Source organism: Halorhabdus sp. SVX81, assembly GCF_029207715.1.
Lineage (GTDB): Archaea > Halobacteriota > Halobacteria > Halobacteriales > Haloarculaceae > Halorhabdus.
Genome location: NZ_CP104322.1, coordinates 2,653,217 through 2,676,965 on the forward strand (window position 1 = coordinate 2,653,217; position 23,749 = coordinate 2,676,965).

The 23,749-nt window shown below is 62.4% G+C and carries 24 protein-coding genes and 1 pseudogene; 10 read left to right on the top strand and 15 right to left on the bottom strand.

Features of this window, described 5'->3' with window-relative positions:
- The first annotated feature begins 8 nt into the window (after positions 1-8).
- The 4 genes from SVXhr_RS13340 to SVXhr_RS13355 all read left to right on the top strand — a co-directional run bounded on the left by SVXhr_RS13340 (position 9) and on the right by SVXhr_RS13355 (position 4,614).
- Positions 9-743, top strand: coding sequence for an isopentenyl phosphate kinase (locus SVXhr_RS13340; protein WP_275737843.1), 735 nt, complete (start codon positions 9-11; stop codon positions 741-743).
- Positions 744-809: 66 nt separating this feature from the next.
- The gene (locus SVXhr_RS13345; protein ID WP_275737845.1) at positions 810-1,916 is read left to right on the top strand and encodes a hypothetical protein; all 1,107 of its coding nucleotides are present in this window, start codon (positions 810-812) and stop codon (positions 1,914-1,916) included.
- A 303-nt stretch (positions 1,917-2,219) separates the two neighbouring features.
- Positions 2,220-3,563 carry a ribonuclease J gene (locus tag SVXhr_RS13350; RefSeq protein WP_275737847.1) on the top strand — a complete coding sequence of 448 codons (1,344 nt, stop codon included), beginning with the start codon at positions 2,220-2,222 and terminating at the stop codon, positions 3,561-3,563.
- 10 nt (positions 3,564-3,573) lie between these two features.
- Positions 3,574-4,614, top strand: a complete 1,041-nt coding sequence (locus tag SVXhr_RS13355; RefSeq protein ID WP_275737849.1) for a polyprenyl synthetase family protein — start codon at positions 3,574-3,576, stop codon at positions 4,612-4,614.
- 35 nt (positions 4,615-4,649) lie between these two features.
- On the opposite strand, the gene SVXhr_RS13360 is transcribed toward SVXhr_RS13355, so the two are convergent.
- Positions 4,650-5,063: a universal stress protein gene (locus SVXhr_RS13360; protein ID WP_275737851.1), complete on the bottom strand. Its 414-nt coding sequence runs from the start codon at positions 5,061-5,063 to the stop codon at positions 4,650-4,652.
- A 166-nt stretch (positions 5,064-5,229) separates the two neighbouring features.
- Between SVXhr_RS13360 and SVXhr_RS13365 the strand changes: the two genes are divergently transcribed.
- The 3 genes from SVXhr_RS13365 (at position 5,230) to SVXhr_RS13375 (ending at position 9,964) form a co-directional block, all read left to right on the top strand.
- On the top strand, positions 5,230-5,874 hold the full coding sequence (locus SVXhr_RS13365; protein WP_275737853.1) for a hypothetical protein: 645 nt from the start codon (positions 5,230-5,232) through the stop codon (positions 5,872-5,874).
- 625 nt (positions 5,875-6,499) lie between these two features.
- Positions 6,500-7,711 carry a hypothetical protein gene (locus SVXhr_RS13370; protein WP_275737854.1) on the top strand — a complete coding sequence of 404 codons (1,212 nt, stop codon included), beginning with the start codon at positions 6,500-6,502 and terminating at the stop codon, positions 7,709-7,711.
- A 69-nt stretch (positions 7,712-7,780) separates the two neighbouring features.
- On the top strand, positions 7,781-9,964 hold the full coding sequence (locus SVXhr_RS13375; RefSeq protein WP_275737856.1) for a pentapeptide repeat-containing protein: 2,184 nt from the start codon (positions 7,781-7,783) through the stop codon (positions 9,962-9,964).
- Between the two features lie 567 nt (positions 9,965-10,531).
- Here SVXhr_RS13375 and SVXhr_RS13380 read toward each other — a convergent pair.
- The 5 genes from SVXhr_RS13380 to SVXhr_RS13400 form a co-directional block, all read right to left on the bottom strand.
- Complete coding sequence (locus tag SVXhr_RS13380; protein WP_275740952.1) at positions 10,532-10,888, bottom strand: hypothetical protein; 357 nt, start codon at positions 10,886-10,888, stop codon at positions 10,532-10,534.
- A 377-nt stretch (positions 10,889-11,265) separates the two neighbouring features.
- On the bottom strand, positions 11,266-12,408 hold the full coding sequence (locus SVXhr_RS13385) for a hypothetical protein (RefSeq protein ID WP_275737859.1): 1,143 nt from the start codon (positions 12,406-12,408) through the stop codon (positions 11,266-11,268).
- Between the two features lie 88 nt (positions 12,409-12,496).
- Entirely contained in the window at positions 12,497-12,775 is a 279-nt protein-coding gene (locus SVXhr_RS13390) for a hypothetical protein (protein ID WP_275737861.1), read from the bottom strand.
- Positions 12,776-13,028: 253 nt separating this feature from the next.
- Positions 13,029-14,084, bottom strand: a complete 1,056-nt coding sequence (locus SVXhr_RS13395; RefSeq protein ID WP_275737863.1) for a S8 family serine peptidase — start codon at positions 14,082-14,084, stop codon at positions 13,029-13,031.
- Positions 14,084-14,350: a hypothetical protein gene (locus tag SVXhr_RS13400; RefSeq protein ID WP_275737864.1), complete on the bottom strand. Its 267-nt coding sequence runs from the start codon at positions 14,348-14,350 to the stop codon at positions 14,084-14,086. The genes SVXhr_RS13395 and SVXhr_RS13400 overlap by 1 nt, the downstream gene beginning before the upstream one ends.
- Before the next feature lie 1,010 nt (positions 14,351-15,360).
- On the opposite strand from SVXhr_RS13400, the gene SVXhr_RS13405 reads away from it, so the two are divergent.
- Positions 15,361-16,101 carry a hypothetical protein gene (locus SVXhr_RS13405; protein ID WP_275737865.1) on the top strand — a complete coding sequence of 247 codons (741 nt, stop codon included), beginning with the start codon at positions 15,361-15,363 and terminating at the stop codon, positions 16,099-16,101.
- Positions 16,102-16,140: 39 nt separating this feature from the next.
- Here the strand turns inward: SVXhr_RS13405 and SVXhr_RS13410 are convergent, their stop codons facing one another.
- The 5 genes from SVXhr_RS13410 to SVXhr_RS13430 form a co-directional block, all read right to left on the bottom strand.
- Positions 16,141-17,148 (bottom strand): hypothetical protein, encoded by a 1,008-nt coding sequence (locus tag SVXhr_RS13410; protein WP_275737867.1) that lies wholly within the window; start codon positions 17,146-17,148, stop codon positions 16,141-16,143.
- Between the two features lie 113 nt (positions 17,149-17,261).
- Positions 17,262-18,413 (bottom strand): hypothetical protein, encoded by a 1,152-nt coding sequence (locus tag SVXhr_RS13415; protein WP_275737869.1) that lies wholly within the window; start codon positions 18,411-18,413, stop codon positions 17,262-17,264.
- Between the two features lie 108 nt (positions 18,414-18,521).
- Positions 18,522-19,796 (bottom strand): MarR family winged helix-turn-helix transcriptional regulator, encoded by a 1,275-nt coding sequence (locus tag SVXhr_RS13420; RefSeq protein ID WP_275737871.1) that lies wholly within the window; start codon positions 19,794-19,796, stop codon positions 18,522-18,524.
- Positions 19,793-19,966 (bottom strand): hypothetical protein, encoded by a 174-nt coding sequence (locus SVXhr_RS13425; protein ID WP_275737873.1) that lies wholly within the window; start codon positions 19,964-19,966, stop codon positions 19,793-19,795. The genes SVXhr_RS13420 and SVXhr_RS13425 overlap by 4 nt, the downstream gene beginning before the upstream one ends.
- A gap of 190 nt (positions 19,967-20,156) precedes the next feature.
- A complete protein-coding gene (locus SVXhr_RS13430) occupies positions 20,157-20,354 on the bottom strand; it encodes a ribbon-helix-helix domain-containing protein (RefSeq protein ID WP_275737875.1) in 198 nt (65 codons plus the stop codon).
- A 147-nt stretch (positions 20,355-20,501) separates the two neighbouring features.
- On the opposite strand from SVXhr_RS13430, the gene SVXhr_RS13435 reads away from it, so the two are divergent.
- Together SVXhr_RS13435 and SVXhr_RS13440 are read left to right on the top strand one after the other, a co-directional pair.
- Entirely contained in the window at positions 20,502-20,696 is a 195-nt protein-coding gene (locus SVXhr_RS13435; protein WP_015789808.1) for a hypothetical protein, read from the top strand.
- Between the two features lie 147 nt (positions 20,697-20,843).
- Positions 20,844-22,592 (top strand): glutamate--tRNA ligase, encoded by a 1,749-nt coding sequence (locus tag SVXhr_RS13440; protein ID WP_275737878.1) that lies wholly within the window; start codon positions 20,844-20,846, stop codon positions 22,590-22,592.
- A gap of 11 nt (positions 22,593-22,603) precedes the next feature.
- Here the strand turns inward: SVXhr_RS13440 and SVXhr_RS13445 are convergent, their stop codons facing one another.
- The 4 genes and pseudogenes from SVXhr_RS13445 to SVXhr_RS13460 all read right to left on the bottom strand — a co-directional run bounded on the left by SVXhr_RS13445 (position 22,604) and on the right by SVXhr_RS13460 (position 23,734).
- On the bottom strand, positions 22,604-22,834 hold the full coding sequence (locus tag SVXhr_RS13445; protein ID WP_275737880.1) for a hypothetical protein: 231 nt from the start codon (positions 22,832-22,834) through the stop codon (positions 22,604-22,606).
- Between the two features lie 185 nt (positions 22,835-23,019).
- Positions 23,020-23,157, bottom strand: a pseudogene (locus SVXhr_RS13450) (peptide-methionine (S)-S-oxide reductase); the annotation flags it as partial.
- A gap of 30 nt (positions 23,158-23,187) precedes the next feature.
- Positions 23,188-23,442, bottom strand: a complete 255-nt coding sequence (locus tag SVXhr_RS13455; RefSeq protein WP_275737882.1) for a type II toxin-antitoxin system HicA family toxin — start codon at positions 23,440-23,442, stop codon at positions 23,188-23,190.
- 10 nt (positions 23,443-23,452) lie between these two features.
- Positions 23,453-23,734: a type II toxin-antitoxin system HicB family antitoxin gene (locus tag SVXhr_RS13460; RefSeq protein ID WP_275737884.1), complete on the bottom strand. Its 282-nt coding sequence runs from the start codon at positions 23,732-23,734 to the stop codon at positions 23,453-23,455.
- Between the last annotated feature and the right edge of the window lie 15 nt (positions 23,735-23,749).

The following is a 23,749-nucleotide window of genomic DNA, read 5'->3' on the forward strand; positions in this document are numbered from 1 at the left end:
GAGTCCGCATGACGACGATCCTCAAACTCGGTGGCAGCGTCATCACGGCGAAGGACACGCCCGAGACCGTCGATAGCGAGGCGCTCGCGGCGGCAGCCGAGGCCATCGGGGCGGCCGACCTCGAGGACCTCGTGGTCGTCCACGGCGGCGGGAGTTTCGGCCACCACCACGCCGAGGCTCACGGCGTCACCACGACGGATGGCACCCACGACGCGGCGGGCGTCTACGCCATCCACGACGCCATGCGCCGGCTCGACGATCACGTGGTCGAGGCCCTCCAGGCAGCCGGCGTGTCCGCCCTTCCGGTCGACCCGTTCTCGGTGGCTTCCCGGGACGAAACCGGCGGGACGACCCTGCCGACTGCTGTGGTCGAGCGCCTGCAAGCCGAGGGGTTCGTGCCCGTCCTCTTCGGCGACGTGGTCGTCCAGGCCGGCGCGGGCGCGACGATCCTGAGCGGCGACGAGATCGTCGTCTCTCTCGCCCGCTCGCTCGGGGCCGACCGGATCGGGCTCTGTTCGGGCGTGCCGGGCGTCCTCGATTCGTCCGGGGCGGTGATCGACCGGATCGCGGACGTCGGGGCCGTTGGCGACGCCCTCGGGGAGAGCGAGGCGACCGACGTCACCGGCGGTATGGCCGGGAAAGTGCGTGCCTTGCTCGACCTGGAGACCCCGGCGTCGATCTTCGGTCCCGCGGACCTGGCGTCGTTTCTCGCTGGCGAGGATCCCGGCACATTGATCGAGTGACCGATCGCGTCGCTCGCTGTGCAACTCCCCGAAATTTACTTCCCTCCGGTTTGCGTTGGGCCCGACATGGTCGCACTCACCTTCAAAGCAAGTTTGCGCCACTGGGCGCGACTGTTCGGGTACTTTCTAGCGGTCGCCGTCGCCGGCGGTGCCGTCGCCGGTGGTGGGCTTGTCCTCCTCCGTGACGTTCCCGGGTGGATGCCCGGCGGGCGGGCACCCGATGTCGGCGTGAAACTGCTCGCCGGCGCGGGGCTTCTCGCCGTCGGCGCACTCGTCTTGCTCGCCGGATTTTTCATGATCGTCCTCGCGATCGTCGCCGATGGCGTCCGGGTCGGCATCGAGGCCGCAAGCCTCGAACCGGCCGGCGAAGACGGGACTGACGACGGCCCAGCCGAACAACCCGTTTCCGACCCAGCCGAGCGGAACCGTGCCCGGCGACGGGCCGGGCGTGCGCCGGTGGGCGGTCAGCCACACCGACCCCAGCGAGACCGCACGCGGGCGCAACCGACTGCGGAATCGACATCGGAACGACGTGCGCCCACGGAACCCGACGAGGAGCACTGGATTCGTGAAGTCGAACGCGACCTGGAGGGCGAGGAGGGGCCCGAAGAAGCCCGGAGGGCGTCCTCAGGTGCGCCCCCGGCCGAGGGGGCCGAACCGACGAGCCAGCCACCGGATCGACGAGCCACTTCCGAGGAGGAACCCGTCGAATCGCCAGCCAGCGAACGGGACCGGTCGAGGACCGAAACCGACGGGGCCCCGCCAGCGGATCGTGACGAGTCGGGTGACGACGAGTGGGTGAGTGGCAGTGCGATCGATGCGTCCGAGTCGACCCGCGAGGTCGAATCGGCGGACACGACAGGGGCTGTCGAGACGGACGTGTCTCCGCCAACGGATACCGCCGCGGTCGATGCGCCCGTCACCGACGTGACTGGCGATACCGACACCTCCGAGGACGACAATGCCATCCCGGAGTCGGCTGACGGTTCCGATCCGGCTCCGGAAGCGGATGACCCGCTTGCCCCGGACGATTTCGAGCCCGAGGCCCCCGCCGACGAACCGGCGGACACGGCCGAGGAGCGCGATGAGACGACTGGTGCGTCCTCGGACGCGGCGGTGGAAAGCGCGGATTCAGTGCCCGATTCCACGGATAGCGACGACGAACAGGGGTAATTTCGGCGTTGGCCCCAACCCGCACGGTTTTTACCGCCGCGCCACATACCGGGTAGTAACCGAGCGCTCGGCCGCCCGTACGGACCGGCGGCCGACGGATGGACGTCGAATGCGATCGTCGCGACGGCGTCGGGCACTGCTTGCCCACGTCGTCGCCGGGTCGCGGGCCAGTGAGGAACGCTGGCTCGCGCCCCAGTCAGTCCGGTCGATCCGGATGGCGGTCGACGCTGCCGACACACTCGATAGCACCGTGCTGTCGGACGTTGGGAACCTCCGTCGGGTGGCCCACTCGGAGGCACAACTATGGAAATCGAGATTGCCACCATTGGCGGTTACGAGGAAGTGGGACGACAGATGACTGCGGTGCGGGCGGGCGAAGACGTCGTGATCTTCGACATGGGCCTGAACCTCTCGAAGGTCCTGATCCACGACAACGTCGAGACCGAGCGGATGCACAGCCTGGACCTGATCGACATGGGTGCGATCCCGGACGATCGCGTCATGAGCGAGATCGAGGGCGACGTCAAGGCCATCGTGCCGACACACGGCCACCTCGATCACATCGGCGCGATCAGCAAGCTGGCCCACCGCTACGACGCCCCGATCATGGCGACGCCCTTTACGATCGAACTCGTCAAACAGCAGATCCAGGGCGAGGAGAAGTTTGGCGTCGAGAACGACCTGGTGAAGATGGACGCCGGCGCGACGACGTCGATCGGCGACGACGGCGTCGAACTCGAGTTCGTCAACGTGACTCACTCGATCATCGACGCGATCAACCCGGTCCTCCACACGCCCGAAGGCGCGGTCGTCTACGGACTGGACAAGCGCATGGACCACGATCCGGTCGTCGGCGACCCGATCGACATGGAGCGCTTCGGCGAACTCGGCGACGAAGGCGTCCTCTGTTACATCGAGGACTGTACGAACGCCGGCAAGAAGGGGCGAACGCCGAGTGAGTCCGTCGCCCGTCGCCACCTCAAGGACGTCATGTACAGCATGGAGGACTACGACGGCGGCATCGTCGCGACGACGTTCTCCAGTCACATCGCCCGCGTGAAGAGTCTCGTCGAGTTCGCCGACGACATCGGTCGCCAGCCCGTTCTTCTCGGTCGCTCGATGGAGAAGTACTCCGGGACGGCCGAACGGCTGGACTTCGTCGAGTTCCCCGAGGACCTGGGGATGTACGGTCACCGCAAGTCCGTCGACCGCACGTTCAAGCGGATCATGAGCGAGGGCAAGGAGAACTTCCTGCCGATCGTCACCGGCCACCAGGGCGAACCCCGTGCGATGCTCACCCGGATGGGCCGTGGCGACACGCCCTACGAACTCGAAGAAGGCGACAAGGTCATCTTCTCGGCCCGGGTCATCCCGGAGCCGACCAACGAGGGCCAGCGCTACCAGAGCGAGACGCTGCTGAAGATGCAGGGGGCCCGCATCTACGACGAGGTCCACGTCTCGGGTCACCTCAACCGCGAGGGCCACTACGAGATGCTCAACACACTCGAACCCGAACACATCATCCCGGCCCACCAGAGCATGGGTGGGTTCGCGCCGTACGTCGAACTCGCCGAGAGCGAGGGCTACGAGCTCGGCGAGGACCTGCACGTCACGCGAAACGGTAACGTGATCACCCTGGTCGAATAATCCGTTGCCGATGACGGACACTGTCGACTCGACGGCGGTCATGGAGGCCATCGAGTGGCGACGCGGGCAGGTCAACGACGCGATCCCCGAGAATCTCCCGGTCGTCGAGCCCAAGAAGCTCTATGAAGCCTCGCGATACCTGCTCGACGCCGGCGGGAAACGACTCCGGCCGACGATCCTGCTGCTTGCGGCCGAGTCGATCGCCGACGTCGCTCCCCGGAGCGAGCCGTATCGGGAGTTTCCGACCGCGGAGGGCCCGATCGACATGATGTCGGCTGCGGTGAGCATCGAGATCATCCAGTCGTTTACGCTCATCCACGACGACATCATGGACGACGACGACATGCGCCGCGGGGTCCCGGCCGTCCACCGGGAGTTCGACCTCTCGACGGCGATTCTCGCGGGCGACACCCTCTACGCGAAGGCCTTCGAGAACATGCTCGAAACCGGGTCGACCGGCGACCGGTCGGTCCGGGCGCTGTCGGAACTCGCGACGACCTGTACCCAGATCTGTGAGGGCCAGTCGATGGACATCGAGTTCGAGACCGACGAGACGGTCACGACCGAGGACTATCTGGAGATGGTCGAACTCAAAACCGCGGTGCTGTACGCCGCCGCGGCGTCGATCCCCGCGATCCTGATGGGCGAGGACGACTACGTCGATCCGCTCTATCAGTACGGGCTCAACATCGGGCGTGGCTTCCAGATCCAGGACGACCTGCTGGATCTGACGACGCCGAGCGAGAAACTCGGCAAGCAACGGGGCAGCGACCTCGTCGAGAACAAGCGGACGATCATCACCGTCCACGCCCGCAATCAGGGCGTCGACGTCGAAAATCTCGTCCCGACCGACGACGTCGACGCCGTCGACGAGGCGACCATCGACGAGGCCGTTGCCGAGCTAGAGGAAGCCGGCAGCATCGACTTCGCCCGCGAGACGGCCGAGGGACTCATCAGGGACGGCAAGCGGAACCTCGAAGTGCTCCCCGACAACGAGTCCCGGGATCTGCTGGAAGGCATCGCCGACTTCCTGATCGAACGCGAGTACTGAGTGGCCGTGCGATCCAGCAGTTTTGTCCGCGCCAGTCACTTTACGACCGTCACTGACACGGGCGAGCGGTAGACCACGCCCTTCGTCACGTTATCGAAGAGGAACCGAGCCAGACCGGTCCGCTTGCAGTTCCCGATGACGATGTGATCGGTGTCGGACTTCTCCGCGTACGCGACGATCTCCCGGACCGGACAGCCGACGGCGGTGATCGTCGTCAGCAGGCGACCGTGAGCACTCGCCGTTCCGTTCGCCATCTCGAACAGCTGGTCGGTGTACTCCCGTTCCGCCTCGACCGGTGGTCCGTGGACGTACATGCCGCCCATGCCATGCGTTCCGCTCCGCGGTGTCACGTGTATCACCGTGATCGACGCATCGGGGTACTCGCGAAGGGCGTATTCCACCGTCTCCCGGGCCGAATCTCGACTGTTGATGGGGACGAGAACCTCCATGGAGAACAGTCGCTACTGTTCGCTCATGAACGACGGAGGTACCCGAGGGCATCTAGCGTATCTACCCGTCCTATTCCCTGATTCGGCGATTTGCGTGGATCGTCCGGCTACTCGAACATCGGGGTGGGCTATCCCTTCGGCCACCGTTTCCCACTCAACGATGGTCATGGACGCACTGGCAAACCTGGGACTGGTCGCCACCGGCACCGCCGCCGCCGGATTGATCGCACGGTACGGCATCCAGCGGTTCTCCACTCTCGTCGAGGACGGAATCGACCGCTCCGCCGAGGTCGCAGAACAGGGGATCGACCGGTCCGCAGCGGTGGTCGAAGACGGGATCGAGCAGTTCTTCGAGACGAAACTCGCCGGCCAGCGGGCCGAGATCGAGGCACGGCGCGTCGCCTCCTCACGGATTCACGAGAAGCGGGTGAGTGTCGTCCGCGAACTGTACCGGCGATTCGTCCAGTTCGACCGGGACGTCCGAGCGCTGGAGACGAGAGCCTCGAACGAGCAACGCCGCCGGCAGGCCACCGAGTCCCGCAACGATCTCGAAACCTACTACGCGGAACACAAGATCTACTTCCCCTCCGAGACGTGCGAGGTCGTCGAAGCGCTCCTGGACGCGATGACCCACGTCGTCGACGGGGCCCGTGACACTGGGTCTCAGGACGGTCGTTCCGAGGGGGCAACGACCGTCGGAAGCGGCCTCGGCGGGCGGCGCGACCTGGCTGGGGCGGACATCGACGAACTCACGGACACCCTCGAGAACCACTGCAGAGCACTGCTCGGGGTCGACCGTGACGGACCTTGACCGAGTGATCGCTGACAGCCTGGGGAGGGTCGCTGGCAGATACTGGTCACCGTGTGCCGGGTCGCTGGCAGATACTGGTCACCGCGTGCCGGGTCACTGGCGTCAGTCAATGACCCGTCGCCACCCAGCCGGCGTCTGCCGGCGTCCCATCGCTACCGGCATCTGCCGGCGATCCGGTCGCCATCGCGCCGGCGGATACCGGGTTAGCGTGCTCCGAAGGTACTGCGACAGCACCCCGAGAGCCCCCGAACCCTCGAATCGCGGGTCTCCACCCGTTCGGCGACGACGCTCGTTCATGAGCGTTCGGGCGTAGTGTGCTCCCGTGGCCAAGCAGGATCGTTCAGCGCGGGGCTCCCACCTCGGGGGAGGCCAGTTCGCGTCGCGTGTCGACGTGGCGACATCGTACTGGCTGAAGGGGGCAATCGAACTCGAGGTCCGGAGCGACACCCCGTGGGAACGATCCCCTGGCGGCCATCCCGACTGCACGGAATACCGTCGAAACTGCCGTACTTCGATGCGTTCGACGGCGATCGGGACGACAGACAGTGCCGGGTGTACAGTGCGCGGCCGGGCGACGGTCGACGGAACGAGAGACGACAACCAATGACATGACGGACTCACACGAATGACGGACGAACGAACGAGATTACGCAGAAAACGCGAGGAGCTCGACGCCGAGCTGTCGGCACTGGGCGCTGTCCTCGACGGAATGGAGGTCAGCACGGACGCGATGGACGACGCCATCGCGGCGGCGACCGAGGCACGCGATACGGCGACGGACGCGTTCCTCCCGGCCGATCGACTCCCGGAGACAGTGACCGCCGACACCCGTGGCGTCGTTGCCTCGTACCTCGATTCGATCGGGGAGTTGCAGGACGTGCGATCCGACGAGGTGGAGCTGACAGACGACCGGCTGCAAGCCGAGGCCAAGCGGGCGACGGACGCTCGTGCCGATATCGAGGAGATCTCGGCGGCCCTCGATCGCATCGGCGATCGGATCGACGAGGCCGAGACGACGGTCGCGGACGCCCGCGAGGACCTCGACGACACCCGGTCCCGGTTTACGGACGACCTGGCCGTGCTCGCGGCACGATTCGAGACATTCGACATCGCACTCTCCCCGGAGACCCTCGGCGCAGTCATCGACGACCGGCTCCCGGAACGCAGGAGTGAGATGCGGGCGTCGGTCGAGCGTATCGAGGAACGCGTCGTGGACCTCACGACGCGGCAGTCCACCCTGGCGACCGAGCGCGACGAACTCCAGTCGATCGACGGTGGGGGGAGCTGTCCCACGTGCAACCAGACCGTCGGGTCCGATCGCACGGCCAGCGAGTTGGAGGCGATCGAGGAGGAACTGGGCCAGATCGAACACCGGCTCGAGACGGCAAGGCGGGAACGCGAGGAGTTGCTCGCCGGCATCGAGGAACTGGAGGAGCTCCGGGGCACGGCGATCAGCCTCCGCTCGCTCAAATCCGAGACCGTCGCGTCGGCGGCGGGCCGCGTCGAGGATCGCGAGGCCAACCTCGCGGACCTTCGGGCCGATCACCGGGAGGCACGTTCGGAACGCGCCGAGGCGAAAGCGGAACGCACGCGGGCGGACGCCACGGTGGCGACCCTCGAGATCGAGCGTGCCGGTCTCGAGGCCGACATCGACAGATTGGGGGCCAAAACGGACGCGGGAGCGACCTGTCTCGACGCGTTCGAACTCGTCGAGGACCTCCAGGCAGAGCTCGAAACACGGGTCGAGGAACGCTCAGCGCAAGAGGCGGCCTACGAGGAGACTGAAGCGGAACGTGCGTCGATCGACGTGGAACTCGAGGCGCTCACAGATGAGTGACTGTTCCCCCACGCGGGCCACCCCGGCTTCGGGCATCGTGGGTCCCAATCCACGACGGACGGTGAACGAGTGACCCCCTCATCCAACGACAGCACATGTGCGTTCGTCCTCAAGGACACGTCGACGGCCGCGCTGGCGGGCCCCTGGCACTGTCCACACGACGCACTCGCTGACCAGAAGCGGTGCGTGTTTCACCACACGGCCGCCGAGCGAGCAGAACTCGACATCGCTGACGAGGCGGTTCGCGAGCATTTCGAGGCGGCACTCGGGAGCGGCGACCCCGAGCGGCGGGCCTTCGTCGGTGCGACGCTGCCGAGCCTGGACTTCGATCATCTCGACTTCGACCACGACGATCAACACCTGCTCGATCTTCGCCACGCATGTATTCACGGCGACTTCGTGGCGAGTTACGCCCGGTTCGAGGAGGCTGTCGATCTCCGCGACGCGAAACTCGGGACGCTCGAACTCGACGGCGGCACTTTCCATGACGGATTTTTCTGCAAGCGAACGACCTTCGAGGGGGACGTCGACTGTGACCGCGCGAGCTTCAGCGGCCACGTGGCCTTCGACGGCGCGACCTTCGAGGGTCCCGTGCGATTCGACCAGGCCACCTTCGGCGATCCCGCCACCTTCGACGACGCGACGTTCCGCGAGCGCGCGACGTTCCTCGGATCGGCGTTCCGCGGCCGGGGGATCGACGTCGACGACTACACCTCCTTCGAGGGTGCCACGTTCGAGGACGTCGTCCGGTTCGATTACAGCCGATTCGAGGCTGCCAGTTTCGAAGCGACGCGGTTTTCGGACGCAGTACACTTCGAGGAAGCGACGACGACCGCGCCCGTCAGGTTCGACCGGGCCACCTTCGAATCGGCAGCCACCTTCGACGGGTCGACCTTCGAGGACGACGCGTCCTTCGCGGCGGCCACCTTCGACGGCGAGACGAACTTCCGGGGCGTCACGTTCGAGGGTGGCGGGACGGTCCTGCACCGCGACGCCGACTTCTCCGGCGTTCACTTCGCGCGGGCAGTCAGCTTCGCATCGGGGGAGATCGGCGCGGTGACCTTCGAAGACGCGACGTTCGACGGCGACGCTCGCTTCCATGACGTCCTGTTTCAGGAACGGGCGAGTTTCCAGGCCACGACTTTCGCCGGTGAGGCCGTCTTCGACGCGGCCACCTTCGACGACGAAGTCACCTTCGAGGGGGCGACCTTCGAGGGGCCCGCGAACTTCCCCGGCGTCGAGTTCGAGGGCTCGAACAATTACGACAGCGCCAGCGTGACCTTCGACGAGGTCCGCTTTTCGGGTAACGCGAACTTCCATCACGCCTGGTGTACCTCCGCGAGCTTCTGGGAGGTCCACTTCGAGCACGCGGCGTGCTTCACCGAGGCCAAGTTCACGAAGCACCTCGACCTGAAGGTGAGCGAAAACGGGGGCGATACCGTCGTCAACTTCACCGACGCCGTCCTCGCGGACGGGGAGATCGTCCAGCCGGACGGTGTGGGAATCCGATATGACCTCACCATCGCGACGCTCGGCAGTGTCGGCTTCAGCGTCGAGAGTGGTGCCCACCGGGATCTTTTCCAGTATGTCCGCTTCTGTGACACCACCTTCGAGAACTTCGACTTCACCGCCCACGCCCACTTTCTCACCCGATCGGACTGGCGACTCCACGACTTCGACGACGACGGCCTCGCCTACGAGTACGCCGTCGAGATGACGTCACTGAACGTCGAGAAGACCTACCAGCGGGCCAAGACAAGCGCCTCGACGGCGGGGAACGTCGAAGCCTCCGGGAAGTTCCGGTTCAAGCGCCAGCAGTTCGCCCGCCGGAACTACAAGGACATCGCCCGCGATCCCGCGGAACCGTTCCGGACCCGGATCCGCAACGGCCAGCGCGTGGCCGAGAACCTGTTTCTGGGACTCACCTGTGGCCACGGGATGCGACTGTACCGGATCGCCGCGATGTTCATCTTCTTCCCCGTCGTCCCAGCGTTGCTGTACACGTTCGGCGGCCCCCCGTTCCGGACCGGGGCCGGCCAGGTCCACTCGATCACCGATTTCATCTCAATGGGCGGCATCGAGACGTTCGCCGCAAACCTGCACTTCAGCTACATCACGTTTCTGACGATCGGGTACGGGAACGTCGTCGCCGAGGGCAACCTCGGACTCGTCCTGGTCAGCATGGAGGCCTACGCCAGCGTCGTACTGGGTGGCCTGTTCATCTACGTCCTCATCAAGCGGAGTGAACTCTAAGCCCCCATCTTTTTCCGCCTTGGGTTCGCGCTTCGCGCGAACCACTCGGCGCAAAAACATGGTCCACGCGAACGGAGTGAGTGTGGGCTCGGGAGCGCTTGCGCTCCCGGTGGTGAAAACGGCCGCCTCCGCCGTCTTCGACGGCTCCGGCGGTGAAACGCCTCGCTTCGCTCGGCGTATGCTTGTGGCCCCAACACGCAACACCCAATCATACTTACCGGCTGTTTCACTGTAGATGGTGTCTGACCAATCGAATTTCAACAGAGCCGCGCGTGTCTGTCAGAGGAAAATCAATCGGCCAGCGTATCTGCAGGGACGACACTGATGGAATGTTCGTCCGTTCCAGAAAGCCGACGCCGGGAGTCGAACCCGGATAGCTGTCCAGGGAGCACGTTCTCGGTTCTTTCTCGTGCGCCGTATCCATACTCGGCACGCCGGCTCGTGGCGGGACTGTATTCGGCCGCCCTGGTCGGTCTCTCAGGCTGCCGCCGAATTATCGTCGGGGCCATACTCCCATAAACCACGTTCTCGAATGTCCGAACGCGCCCGTTCGACGGAGTCGAATGCTCAGCGGAGCCGACGCAGGACGAGGCCACAGACGAACCCCACGGCGAGGAGAACCAGCGATCGCCGTCGGTCGACGGGGCGGACGAACCGCGCTCCGCGGTCGGTCACTTCGAGGGCACCCGCCGGTCGTGCGGAGAGCCCGCCACCGAGTCCGCCGCCTTCGGTGTCATCGTCGTCGCCGCTGGTGCCGCCACCGCCGCCGACGCCGTCCGCACCGCCGCCACCGCCCCCGCCACCCCCACCGAGGCCGTACTCGACGCGCGTCATCGGCACGACTGTCCGATTGCCGCACTCGATGGGCGTACCGTAGACCGTCTCGGCGGTCGTACCCGCTTCGATGGCCTCACTCAAGGACACAAACTCTTCGGGGAAATCCACGTCAGTCACCCACGTTCGTGACGGTTGGCGTCCGCCCCGGGGCAATTCCCTGCGGTGGTCTCTGGCTGATCGATTCCTCGCCGTGGTCACGCCCCGCCTCTCGACGAGGCTGTGCTCCAATCATCGACGTGACGTTCGATCGGCGGACGCATAGTGACGGCTGGTAGTCCAAGCGCACGATGCCGTTCTTCGACGAGAACGCGGTTTATGGACGCCTGGACGTGACAACATCTATTCTGAGCGCGAACAGGATCAGCAGCATCTCTCTGGCTGGTCTCGTGCAAGAATACCCGAATCGGTAGATCCCGATTGTGCGTTCAGCAATACCGGTGGGTGAAACCGACGAAGGTGGGCCGTCAGAGTAAGTCTTCGAACTTGCTCGACCGTGATTTCAGATTCCTGGAAACGTCACGGTGCAACTGCTGGAAGTCCATCTTCTGTGAGTAGAAGTTCGGGAAGTAATGACCGGAATCCGACTCATCGATAAACAGGACGCCCGCAATCCGATCGAACGTCCGATCTGCGAAAAGCCCCTCATCGCCACGACAGATACATTGGTCACCCTCGTAGTTCGGATCACCAGTCTCAACCTGCGTCAAATACGTCGTCTTTCCTGCTTCGGGGATATACCCACTGTCCCGTAGATAGTCGCCCCACACGTTTCGATGCTGATACACCCTCTCGGAAACCTCCCGATCCTGGCCGCCCGTCCTCGTTCCATGCAGTAACTGCCGCATATCCTTCGGTTCAAGGAACGAGACATCCGCATCATAGACCAGAAGAATCGGACGCCCTCCACGCTGCTTTGTTGCATCAGTTTCAATCTGGTCTACGATACTCCCCATCGGATCCAACGGGATTCGCTCAGCATCCTCCCACCGAACGACCGGGCTATCACCGCCTGTATCCTCAAACTCGATTCGAAGCCCGTCGTTACTGATCGAAGACGGTAGGTTTGACGTATCAAGATTGTGACTCTCGGCGACGATATCACTGACCAGTTGTTCATTGTGCGCAATCCCCCGTTCCGTGCCAGGATTTTTGATGAAATTGTCTTTCAGCATGACATGGGCGGTGTACGGCGTCCCGTTCAGCTTCTCCTGTAACGCCACACTCACGTTGTCCACCTGGTCCCACGAAGTTCTGGTGAGGACCTCGACATCGAGATCGCCGATTCTGGACTCGTAATCCGGCTCACCGTGGGTGCCTTGGACATCGGCAGGATTCGGTGCGAATACCCAGTGTTTCACCGCGAGATATGCTTTCATCTCGGAAACAAACGACTGAAATCCGGTTTTACTGGTCAATCTATGTGGATCTTTCCGCATTTCCTGTGACGGAGTTTTCCTGGCGAGCGTCTCGAGGACGTCGAGGTACTCAGTGCGGTCCCCTAGTACAGCTAGCCGAAGCTTGTTTTCGGTATCCGCAGCGGCTATGAAGTTCCGCGGCAGCAGCGCTGCTATGTTGGGGTAGTCGGATTTGAATTGGCTGTCTTGCATGGGCATTTCCCATATTGAAGATAGGATACAATGATCATAAACAAGAACGGTAGCCGAATCCTAGATCAGCCGTCTACCCGCGGTCTCGCTATGATTTGCTCACGATCGAGGCTCGGCATGTGCTGACTGTCCAACAGAGTCCGAACAGCCGGCTACAAAGCCCACAACCCAGGCCGTGATTGCTGTCGTCTGTCCCGCCACCGTCACCGATATCGCTCCTGCTGAGTCCGAAATCGACCCGTATGATCGGAACGACCGCCCGGTCGCCGCGCTCGATGGGCGTGCTGTAGACCGTCTCGGCACTCGTGCCCGTTTCGATGGCTTCGCTCAACGACGCGAATTCCTCGGGGATATCCACGTCAGTCACCCGCGTTCGTGACGGCTGGAGTCCGCCCCGGGGCAGTTCCCTGCGGAGGTCTCTGGCCGATCGATTCCTCGCCGTGGTCACGCCCTGTCCTTCGACGAGGCTGTTCTCCAATCATCGACGTGACGTTCGATCGGCGGACGCATAGTGACGACTGGTAGTCCAAGCGCCATTGGAAGTTCGACGAGCAGAATATACGTGATATTCCCTGAATGTGGCTCTGTTCGACGGGAATGTTCTACCGGAGAGCGGGGAGCTAAGTCTGTACCGGCAGCTCAAACAATCTGTTCCGGAGATCTAGTGCGTTCAATTTCCCTGCCGGACTATCCGTGTCTATCGGAGTAGTGGCCTTCGCAACTATTTCCCGGGCTATTGACGGAGCAGGGAGCGAATGACCGTTTGCACGCAATTCTCCAAAAATCGAACCTAACGCCCCAGAAACGACAGGTGCTGCATAACTGGTCCCCGTATTGATCTTACATCTCTCACTTATCTCTCCAATTGGATACAACACTGGTGCTAACACATCGGGTTTACCATCCGTGGGAATCGGGTTATGTTCCCATACTTTCTCAGTCCGGTGTTCAATGCAGTCATCGCCATTAACACACTCTTGATAACCGCAAAATGGTCGGTCTGTTGTTCCAAGATACTCCTCATCTTCGTCAGGGAAAATATAATAGGGCCCAGTTTTTGGATCCGTATCCTTAGCTGGCTTGGGATCTGCAGGACATTCAGCCACCAGTCCCCCTACTGAGATAACATCTTCATGAGCGCTCGGGCAATGAATAGGTAGATCATCTGACCTTTCCTTCTGATTTCCGGCAGCAGCTACCACTGTAATATCATTCCGAATCGCTCTTTTAGTTTGTCTCACGTATGCGTTCGCGTCGATCGGTCCTCTCCACGCTTCTCCTGCGGAAACATTAAGCAGATCTATATCGTCGCTAATCGCTTCATCAATCGCATCAGTATACGCCTCTATCGGGACCTGCCGATTTTCGTTAACAGCTTGATATAAATAGAACTGTGCACCACCTGAATATGCTGATAATATACTGAATACTCTTACCCCATGATCATCGGTCCAGTCTTCTGCTCTCTCCTCATTATTGAGTGCAGAGTATCTTCTGTTGATAGTGTATTCATTCTCGAAACTATCTGTCAGGCTTCGAGCTGAATCGATGATGCCGATTTTAACGCCCTCACCAGAGTGTCCAGTGTGTGGATGGTTGACGCAGTGACCATGTGCACGGATTGCTACACTCTGTAGTTCGCTAATAGAATCTGCCCACTGTGGCACTGTACTCATTATGTGAGTACTTGCATACCTTCATCAGGCGAGATGGACACCAAACCCGAGTATTCACATACTGTTCCCATCCCGGTTTCAGGGATAGTCGCAACTAGCGAATTGTCGGGCAGGTGTTTCACAACGTCACCGTCTGCTGCGTCGATGATTTCCGAAATCTGAGATTCATCCACCCTCTCTTCATACACCACCACCACCTGTTGCAGTTCCCCAGGCTCGGGAGAATCGCGGAACTCCTCAATCTTAGGGTGGATGTATCCTGGCATCACAGTAAAACCGTACACACAACTTACTAATTAACTTGTTGTCCGAGGTATTCCCGTCTTGAAATGGGGGGTGAAAAGTACATACTAGATCCACTCGTTTGACTGCCTTTTATTAACCTTGATAATATACACATACGTTATTAATCGGTTTTTGGGCGCTGCGCCCAGAGCGCGCGTCATCGTACATTCCGGAATATTGCCCAATTTTCATCAGTAGCCACCCCTCATCCCGAGTTTGATATTCATGACAAAGAGACGCCGACAGGTGTCCGGGTGGAGATCGGATACGTCAAAGAGTTCGCGAACGGCAGCGGCGCTGTTTCAGAAGGACTCTCCTGGGGTTGATTTCGTGTGATCACATTCTTCGACGCTCTTGTGTAGTACATTGTTGGTAGATTTTCCTCTTGCGATTCGTCGGGTATTAAGAACTAGACGAAACTGGGTCAAATCGCGGTTGCCACCGACTGAATATGGGGTCGAACGGGCACAGGACGAGGGTCGGCAGTGATACCAACAACCTGCTTCCCAAGAGCGTTCCCTTTTTATTGTACGCCGTATCCATACTCGGCACGCCGGCTCGTGGCGGGACTGAATTGTGGCCGCCCTAGTTCACCATTTATGCTGCCGCCGGATTGTCTTCCGACTTTCGCATCAGGAAACACGTCTTAGCATGTTAGTGCGCTATCGTTCGGTGGATTCCGACCGCTCACCGAAGCCTGCCCAGAACGAACCCACAGACGAATCCCACAACAAGGAGCGCCAGCGCTCGCCGTCGGTCGATAGTCCGGCAGATCGCGTGCCCTGATCGGTCCTTCGAGGCCCTGCCGGTCGCGCCGAGAGCCCGCCGTCTTCGGTGTCGTCGTTGGCGCCCGTGTTCGCTTTGATGGCTTCGCTCAACGACGTGCACTTCGATCGGTGACGGTATAGCGACGACTGGTAATCGAAGTGCACGATAACGGTCTTCGAGGAGAACGCGGTTTATTGACGTCCGCACCTGATAGACAAATTATATGTCGGGCGCGACCGGGACCAGCAATATTGGTCTCCTGTGTAAGCGAAACAAGCCAGTGTTCACGGAGGTCGCCGGACGTCTCCGCAACGCGGGCCACCGGGTCAGGTTCTTCCATCCACAATCCGGACTCAGTCCACGCCAGGCTGCCGACCTCTCGTTGATCGTCAACAAGAAGACACTCCCGGTCGCCCTGCCGGCCCTTTGGTGTGCTCGACGAAGCGCGACGCCGCTGTGGAACAATCTCCAGGCGACGATCGTTCTCAGTTCACGGCTGGTCGGGCTTCGAGCAGCGTCGAAGATGGGTCTGCACACACCCGACATCAGTTTCGAGAAGCCCACGGGCGAGTACGTCGCGAAGGGGGCCTATGTCTGGGGCAGCGACCCCGAACTCAACGGTGCGGGGGACTTCTATCAGGAACTGATCCCGACGGAGCCGGTCGATTACAAGTATTACGCTGTCAACGATGGGGACCGAACGCACGTCGAGGGGCGACGCGTCACCTCGAAGCTGTACGGTCGGAAACGATTCCTTGGCCGAGTACAGCGTGAACCGACCATCACCGCCGCGCTTCGGAACCTCCTCGAGCGGTTCGACCTCCGGGGTATCGGCGTCGACTTCGTCAAAGGCGAGGCTGGCCAGTACTGGGCCGTCGACGTCAACCTCGCCGCAGGATACCGGGATACGGACCTCGAAGCCGCTCTCACCGACTCGATCATCGGGAGTCTGCCGGGGGAATGAGGCGTCGGCTGTCCCCCCGAACGAACGCGTCCAGCGTTCTCAGGACTGGCGCGGGATCAGCGGATCGATCGCGAGCGTGCGCTTTGCGACCGTGAAGATGCGGAAGATGTAGGAGATAAAGATCATGAACGGGAGCAGCGACAGCGAGAAGGCAGCACCAGTCACGGGAATGACGTGCTCGACGCCCATCGTCTCGGAGGGGAACGTCTTCCCGTCGAGGGAGACAAGCATCGTGCCTGCGATGATCAACGCCGGCACCGCTGTCGTGAGAATGACCTGCGAGAGCACGATCAGCGACCACTGGAAGTACAGCGTCTTGACGTACTCCCGCGCCGGTCCGTACAACATTAGTGCGTCTTTTAGCTCTTCGAGAGACTCGATCTGCTCGCTCGTGAGGTCATCACTGTGTTCGTGGATGATGCGCTCGACCTGAAACACCTTCCAGCTGTAATCGAAGTCCAGCGCGGCTGATACCACGTCGAACGTCCCGAACTCGGCGGGTTCCAGTTGCGCCCTGACGTTCTCTGCGTTCTCGAAAATTCCTTCCGAAAGGTCCTGAAGGTCCGTCTCAAGTTGTTTGTTGCCAGTGTCCTCGATGTCGTGAATCCGATCGGCCCGCTTCGAGGTGGCTCTGAGGATGTTGCTGAGAAAGATAGATGGTTTCGTCGAACAAGGTGCGCCGATCAGCACCGAGGCGCGTTCCCGAAACTCCATCGCACCGTCCAACCGTTCGAACTGGTCGCCGAGCGGACCGTTCTCCTGCGTTAGGATGAGCTGTCCGAACGTGACGACGATGGTCGTCCCTGTCACGATAACGATGATCATCGTCGAGAACAGCCGCTCGGCTAGGTCACCTTCCGCATCCACCTGGTACAGCGACGGACGGATGATGAAGACACCGGTGGTGAATATGATGAAAAAGGTGAGCGCTATGAGCCCGGCGATGACCAGCCGGTTCCCGGACAACAGCAGCCACGACACGACCCGACTTGTGTCGGCCCGTTCTCTGACCGTGTCGTGTGTATTGACCTCGGTCTCTGGACACATACTACGTCACCTCCAAGTCTCCGTCTGAATCGATCGTGTGCCTGAATCCGGAGTGGGACCCATTGTATCCCGCGAACGAATGGACCATGCGGACCCGACGGCCGTACTGTCCGTCACGACTGGATCGGCCCCCCGTGTCTCCCCCCGTCGCGGACGTCGTACTGGATGCTGACAGTCGCGTCGCCATCGACGGAGAGCGATTCGAGGTTTCCCCGGAACCAGTACGCCTCGACGGTATCGTCGACGACACCCTGGACGGCCCGGTGCCCGCCATAGCCGTCGCTGATCCGTGCGTCGTGGTGACCCGCCGTGACGACTGCGTCGGCCTCGAAGGCGTAAGCACTCGGCTCGCCGGACCCCCCGGCCGCGAACACGATGCTGTGGGGGAGGTCCACGTCGGTGTCGACTCGCCGCCGATCCGATGGGCGGCCGAACCCACCCGACGCCGCCTTCGCCGAAGTCGGGACGCCGTCGGGGATCGAGAGGTCGGCGTCGTCGGACACCGCCGGACTCACGTCGACGGTGGACCCGCACGTCCGCTGGATGGGGCCCCGGTAGCCGCCGCTCTCGAAGCTGATCCGACCGGGGGCGTCGTTCGCGCCGGCGACGACGGCGTTGGGGTAGGGGCCGTCGGCGAAATGCGAGTCCCTGATCGTCACGGTGCCGCCGTTCCAGACCCAGACCGGCCGGCCGTTGGTTTCGAGGTACTCGTCATCGTCGTGGCCGTAGTCCGTCCCGTCGGTGTAGGCGACGCAGTGCTCGATCAGGTCCTCGCCACCGCCACAGCGAAACGTCGCGACGCCGTTGTTCTTCCCGAAACAGCGATCGAAGTGCACGCTGCCCGCCCCGGCGGCGGTGTTCGAACAGTGAAACCCGTTGTTCGGGAACCCCTGGACGTTACACCGGTGTAAGCGGACGTCCGCCTCGTTGCCGTGGTGCAAAAAGACCCCGCCGGGGCCGCGGACGCTCGTCCCGTCCCGCCTGGCGCCGTCGCCCATGTAGACGTTCTCGACGAGGACGTCACCGGGATCGCCGTCGATCCAGAGCAGGAACCGACCGCCCCGGTAGCACCCCTCGAACCCGACGTTTCGGATCACCGAGTTTGATCCGGTGACGCGGAGGCAGATGCTGTCACCGGTCGAGAGGTCGATCAGTTTGTTTGCGAACGTTTCCCCACGATCGACGTGGATCTCCTGGCCCCTGGCAGGGATGACGCCGTACTCCTCGCTGCCGTTGGTCTCCGATGCTGACGGTTCGATTGCCATGTTTCCACGAGCGTGTTCAGGATGATAAACGACCCAACCGAGAGAACAGGCGAATCCGTGAACGTCGTCGGATCGAGGGTTCTCGAATGGCAATACGGCTCCCCGACCCTACGTGGGCGGGACGTGTTCGTGAACCACCGATTTCGCGCGGTCGAGCGATACGTGTCCGCCGCCGTCGAGGGTCTCGAAGACGCCCAGGTCCCGGAGCAGGGCCTCGGTCTCGTCGCGGGGGAGTGTGAGATCGCGCTGGACGTGATAGATCGCCGTCGCCGCGTCAAGCGCTTCGATGACTGCCTCGCGGTCGAGGTCGTTGCGGTCGCAGAGTTCCGCGGCCATGGAGACATCGTCTGCGTCGGCTTTCTCTTCATCGGACCCGTCCTCGTCAGTATCTTCATCGCGCTCCTTTTCGTCTTCGTCGTGGTCGCTCGTCCGATCCCCGGAGACGCAGTCGGCACAGGGATCGAAGTCCCGCACGGTCTCCCCATCCACGACAGTGATGTCGGTCGCCGACGCGAGTCGGGGGCAGTCCGCCCGCTTGTGGTAGGTCCCGGTCGGTGAGTTCGAGATCGCGACGAGCCCGTCCGCGAGATCCGTCGAGACGCACGTCCCGCACGGGCGATGGTGGGGGACGACCGAGCGGTCCTTCTCGACGAAGTCCTTCGCTCGCCGCAACTGCGGACAGTCCGGGCGGACGTGAAACACCTGTGAGGGGCTGCCGCCACCGGTCGCAACGTACACCGTCCCCGCCACGTCGGTGGTCTCCTCCACCGTGTCGTCTTCGGATCGGTCGACCGGATTGTCTTCGGACCGGTCGACCGGATTGTCTTCGGATCGGTCGATCGTGTCGTCCTCGTCCGCCGATTCTTCGTCGGTGGCCGACTCCTCGGAGACGACCGGCGAGTACAGCTTCCGCCGGCCGTCCGTGGGGTCAGGGACGGTCTCGATGAGGCCGGCCCCGGCGAGTTTCGGCAGCCAGGACCGCACACTCTGGATCGTGGCGTCGACCTGGTCCGCGATGTCACCCGACGCCCTGGGGCCACCCAGCGTCCGGAGTGCGTCGAGCGTCTCACGCTCGCCGTCCGTGAGCTCTTGCCCGGCGACGCTGGGGTATCCGTCCTCCGATGGGTCGGGATCAGTTTCGTGATCCGACTCATTGGGTTCACTCTGCTTCTCGAGCTCCCTGATTCGGGCTTCGAGGGTCCCCGTGGGATCGGTGGCTTTCTGCCTGATCGGGTCGAAGTCCGGCGGGAGTCCGAGCGTCAGGGTGAGACGGAGCGTGCCGTCGTCAGTGGTCCGCTCGTCCACCGTGGCGTCGATCCCCATCCGTTCGAGCGGTTCGAGGATGTCGGCGATCTGCCGGTGTCGCTCGGCGAGATCACTCATGACTCGCCTCCGGTTCGTTCGACGTCCACGCCCAGCGCTCCGTGGCCGGTCAGTCCCCGGAAGCGGTCTGTCCCCATGCTCCCGTCGGTCACGTCTCTCGGTTGCTCCACCTGGCGCGTGTCCCCGCTGGCCGTGCCGGTCGCGCTCGCACTGCCTGTTCCCCCAGCCACGCGTCGAAACGAAACGCCCCTGCTGTCCCACGCCAGGGTCGGCCGGTCGCCGCTTTCCCGCCGGGACTGCTGACTGTTCGTCGGACGATTCCTCGGGTCGGACGTGGAGTATTGCATCTTGGATGCCTCGTGTTCTCTCCGCCGCCGAGTTGACCACAGCCGCCTGGAACGGTCCACTCGGCCGACGGCGTCAGTCGGCCGGATCTCCGTCCGTCGAACCGGAGATTGTCCCGAACAGCACGCTGTCGTCGATATCGTCGATATCCTGCAGCCCGAGTCTGACTAGCCGATTGATCACTTCGGATTCGGGTAATCCGGTTCTGTCGGCGATCTCGTCGACATCGGCGGCAACCGAATCTTGACACTGGAATGTGAGTCTGTCTGTCATACGTATTCAACATATTAGATAATGTACTGGTGCATGATAAACCTGTTCTACTGTTCTACTGATGCAGTAAATAGATGTGTCTAAGTACCACCTCTCTAACGCTCCGATGACCCAGAGTTTTTGTGCACCTGCAACCTTCCATTGGGTATGGAGCGAACTGAAAAAATCAGTACAAGTGTCACGGAGGACGAGAAGAGCCGATTTCGCGTCCTCGCTGCGGAACGGGACATGACCATGGCCGAGTTGCTCCGAGAACTCGTTTATGAGGAGATCAAGGGGGATGACGAGCGGACATTGGGGCCAGAAGAGAATCCGAATCCAGAGGCGAAAACGACCGATTGAGAAGGCTCCGCTCACTCCGCAATCGCCGTCCTTGGCGGGATTTCAGCGATGTCAACCGGGGGCCTGCTGTCCTCCTCGCCATCGCGTGAGTCTCGGGTAACATCGAACCCGACGACGTTTTGACGACCGCCCTGCAACCGCCAGGTAATGAACGAAGACCTTCGCGAGCGCGTCGAGGCGGCCGCCGAGGCCGACGCACTGTTCAACGCGCTCAAACACGACAGCGATGCCCAGGTCGGAGCGATCATGGGGCCGTTGATGGGCGAGAACCCCGAATTCCGGGAGTATGGCGACGAGATCCCGGGCGTCCTCGCACCGGTCGTCGAACGCGTCAACGGGCTTTCGACCGAGGAAAAACGCGAGCGACTCGCCGAACTCGCGCCCGAACGGGTCGAAGAACTCGACGCCGAGGAGGACGAAGACGAGCAGGCACTGCCGGACCTGCCCAACGTCGATGCGTACGACGAGGTTCGGATGCGGGTCGCGCCGAATCCAAACGGTCCCTGGCACGTCGGCCACGCCCGGATGGCCGCAGTCGTGGGCTCGTACAAGGACCGCTACGACGGCTACTTCGTCTGCCGGTTCGACGACACCGATCCCGAGACCAAACGCCCGGATCTGGACGCTTACGACGAGATCCTCGATGCGATCGAGTACCTCGGGTTCACGCCGAATCGCGTCCTGAAAGCCAGCGACCGACTGGAGACCTACTACGCCTACGCGCGGGACCTCATCGATCTCGGCGGGGCCTACACCTGCTCGTGTCCCGGCGAGACGTTCTCCGAGTTGAAAAACAACGGCGAGGCCTGCCCGCACCGCGAGAAGGACGCCGCGACCGTCCACGAGGAGTTCGACGCGATGGTCGACGGCGAGTACGATCCCGGCGAGATGGTGCTTCGCGTGAAGACCGACATCGAGCACAAGAACCCCGCGCTGCGGGACTGGGTCGCCTTCCGCCTCATCGACACCCCGCATCCTCGCCCGGAAGCCGAAGACTATCGCTGCTGGCCGATGCTCGACTTCCAGAGTGGGATCGACGACCATCTCACGGGCATCACCCACATCATCCGCGGGATCGACCTCCAGGACTCCGCCAAGCGCCAGGGATTCGTCTATGACTATTTCGACTGGGAGTACCCCGAGGTCATCCACTGGGGCCACGTCCAGGTCGAGGAGTACGACGTTCCCATGTCGACCTCGACCATCAAGGAACTCATCGAGGCCGGCGACCTCGATGGCTGGGACGACCCCCGCGCCCCGACGATCGCCAGCCTCCGGCGACGGGGCATTCGCGGCGAGGCCATCGTCGACGCGATGACCGAACTCGGCACCTCGACCAGCAACGTCGACCTGGCGATGTCGTCGATCTACGCGGCCAACCGCGAACGCATCGACGACGACGCCGACCGGGCCTTCTTCGTCCGGGACGGCGTCGAGATGGACCTCTCGGGTGGGCCCGAGCGCGGCCAGCCGCCGATCCACCCCGACCACGAGGAGCGCGGCAAGCGGACGATCCCGGTCGGCGGGGCGGTCCTGGTCGAGGAAGAGGACCTGCCGCCGGAGGGAGAGCGTGTCTGGCTGAAAGGATACGGCTGTGTCCGCCGGACGGGCGAGCGAGCGTTCGAATACACCGACGACGACATCGACGTGGTCCGGGAGGGTGACGTGGACGTGATCCACTGGGTGCCGGCGGCGACGGGCGTCTCTGCCCGACTCCGGACGACCGAGGGCGACGTCACCGGCCACGTCGAACCGGGGCTGCTTACTCACGGGGCCGACGAGATGGTCCAGTTCGTCCGCATCGGCTTTGCGCGTCTCGACGCGGTTCCCGAGGCGAGTGATCCGATGGACGTCGGCGAGGACGACGAGCTAGTCGCGTATTTCTCCCATCCCTGAGTGCGGGTGCGTCACTGGAGGAGAAAGCCAATGACGATCACGGAGCTGTAGACGACCAGCACGACGCCGACTGATTTCACGAGCCCGACGTGCCAGTCGGCCGGTTCGACTCGTCCGGCGCGTTTCCGGCCGATCGCGTCGATGATCTCTCGCCACCTGGCGATCGTGTAGCCCCACCTGATCAGGACCAGTCCTACGACCAGTCCGATCACGGCTACCGCGACGGTACCAGCATTTGCCATGTTCGCCACTGTTCAACTACCGGGAGTATATAGCTATCGTCGAAAAAGGTATTTTCGCAAATACCATCCGCTATCACGTCACCCGTCGATCGAGAGAAAATCTCTCGTGCTTATGGGCAGAAGCAGGACTGACGTCGGTCACGACTTCGTCCTCACGGTCGGTCGTAAGTACGGAACCAGAGCTCTCAGACCTCTGCAACCAGTTCCTCGAACCGTTCGCGGACTTTCTCGACTTTCGGCGCGGCGTGCATCTGACAGTAGGCGTCTGAGGGGTTCCTCTCGGAGTAGTCCTGGTGTTTCTCCTCGATGCGGTAGAAATACTCACCACGGTCGAACACAAAGAAATTGCTCGATTACCGATTCCGATCGATCCACTCACAGAACTTCTCGAAGTCCTTCGCACCTGCCTGCTCCGCGATACTCCGAAGGGTTCCAGTATCGATTTCATCGTGCAGTGGCACGGGCACGGTCCGGGCGTCCGTATCGTGGTTTTCTGGCGGTTCCCACCGGAGAATGGCGTGGTCGCCATTTGTCCGATCCCACACGTAGATCCCACTGTTTACCATCACTTTCACCACTGCTTCACCGGAGAACGGTCCTCGGGACATGTTCACCGACTTACTCAAAAACGTCAGAATCGTCGAGAGAACCGGGTTCGTTTTGCTCCGGTTTGATACCGAGATCCCGCAGCTCTCCGTCGGTCGGTGCATCGCCTGCACCGTGATAGCCCGCCACTGCTTCGTCTAGATTTTCGAGCGCGGACTGTCGGGTCTGTCCCTGTGAGGTGACGCCAGTGTCCTCATCGCGTGCGATCCACCGGTCATCATCTTCCCCGAGAAACAGCGAGATGTTCACCGGCGGCGTCCGTTCGTCGCCGGGATTGTCCACGTCTGTACTCATACTATGGAAAACGTT

What these genes read in the sequence shown, in the direction of transcription:
- SVXhr_RS13420 (WP_275737871.1), bottom strand. Translation starts at nt 19,796, where the DNA reads ATGAGTGATCTCGCCGAGCGACACCGGCAGATCGCCGACATCCTCGAA.
- SVXhr_RS13415 (WP_275737869.1), bottom strand. Translation starts at nt 18,413, where the DNA reads ATGGCAATCGAACCGTCAGCATCGGAGACCAACGGCAGCGAGGAGTAC.
- SVXhr_RS13340 (WP_275737843.1), top strand. Translation starts at nt 9, where the DNA reads ATGACGACGATCCTCAAACTCGGTGGCAGCGTCATCACGGCGAAGGAC.
- SVXhr_RS13350 (WP_275737847.1), top strand. Translation starts at nt 2,220, where the DNA reads ATGGAAATCGAGATTGCCACCATTGGCGGTTACGAGGAAGTGGGACGA.
- SVXhr_RS13370 (WP_275737854.1), top strand. Translation starts at nt 6,500, where the DNA reads ATGACGGACGAACGAACGAGATTACGCAGAAAACGCGAGGAGCTCGAC.
- SVXhr_RS13355 (WP_275737849.1), top strand. Translation starts at nt 3,574, where the DNA reads ATGACGGACACTGTCGACTCGACGGCGGTCATGGAGGCCATCGAGTGG.
- SVXhr_RS13460 (WP_275737884.1), bottom strand. Translation starts at nt 23,734, where the DNA reads ATGAGTACAGACGTGGACAATCCCGGCGACGAACGGACGCCGCCGGTG.
- SVXhr_RS13440 (WP_275737878.1), top strand. Translation starts at nt 20,844, where the DNA reads ATGAACGAAGACCTTCGCGAGCGCGTCGAGGCGGCCGCCGAGGCCGAC.
- SVXhr_RS13360 (WP_275737851.1), bottom strand. Translation starts at nt 5,063, where the DNA reads ATGGAGGTTCTCGTCCCCATCAACAGTCGAGATTCGGCCCGGGAGACG.
- SVXhr_RS13365 (WP_275737853.1), top strand. Translation starts at nt 5,230, where the DNA reads ATGGACGCACTGGCAAACCTGGGACTGGTCGCCACCGGCACCGCCGCC.
- SVXhr_RS13435 (WP_015789808.1), top strand. Translation starts at nt 20,502, where the DNA reads ATGGAGCGAACTGAAAAAATCAGTACAAGTGTCACGGAGGACGAGAAG.
- SVXhr_RS13400 (WP_275737864.1), bottom strand. Translation starts at nt 14,350, where the DNA reads ATGCCAGGATACATCCACCCTAAGATTGAGGAGTTCCGCGATTCTCCC.
- SVXhr_RS13385 (WP_275737859.1), bottom strand. Translation starts at nt 12,408, where the DNA reads ATGCAAGACAGCCAATTCAAATCCGACTACCCCAACATAGCAGCGCTG.
- SVXhr_RS13345 (WP_275737845.1), top strand. Translation starts at nt 810, where the DNA reads ATGGTCGCACTCACCTTCAAAGCAAGTTTGCGCCACTGGGCGCGACTG.
- SVXhr_RS13455 (WP_275737882.1), bottom strand. Translation starts at nt 23,442, where the DNA reads ATGTCCCGAGGACCGTTCTCCGGTGAAGCAGTGGTGAAAGTGATGGTA.
- SVXhr_RS13430 (WP_275737875.1), bottom strand. Translation starts at nt 20,354, where the DNA reads ATGACAGACAGACTCACATTCCAGTGTCAAGATTCGGTTGCCGCCGAT.
- SVXhr_RS13410 (WP_275737867.1), bottom strand. Translation starts at nt 17,148, where the DNA reads ATGTGTCCAGAGACCGAGGTCAATACACACGACACGGTCAGAGAACGG.
- SVXhr_RS13405 (WP_275737865.1), top strand. Translation starts at nt 15,361, where the DNA reads ATGTCGGGCGCGACCGGGACCAGCAATATTGGTCTCCTGTGTAAGCGA.
- SVXhr_RS13395 (WP_275737863.1), bottom strand. Translation starts at nt 14,084, where the DNA reads ATGAGTACAGTGCCACAGTGGGCAGATTCTATTAGCGAACTACAGAGT.
- SVXhr_RS13445 (WP_275737880.1), bottom strand. Translation starts at nt 22,834, where the DNA reads ATGGCAAATGCTGGTACCGTCGCGGTAGCCGTGATCGGACTGGTCGTA.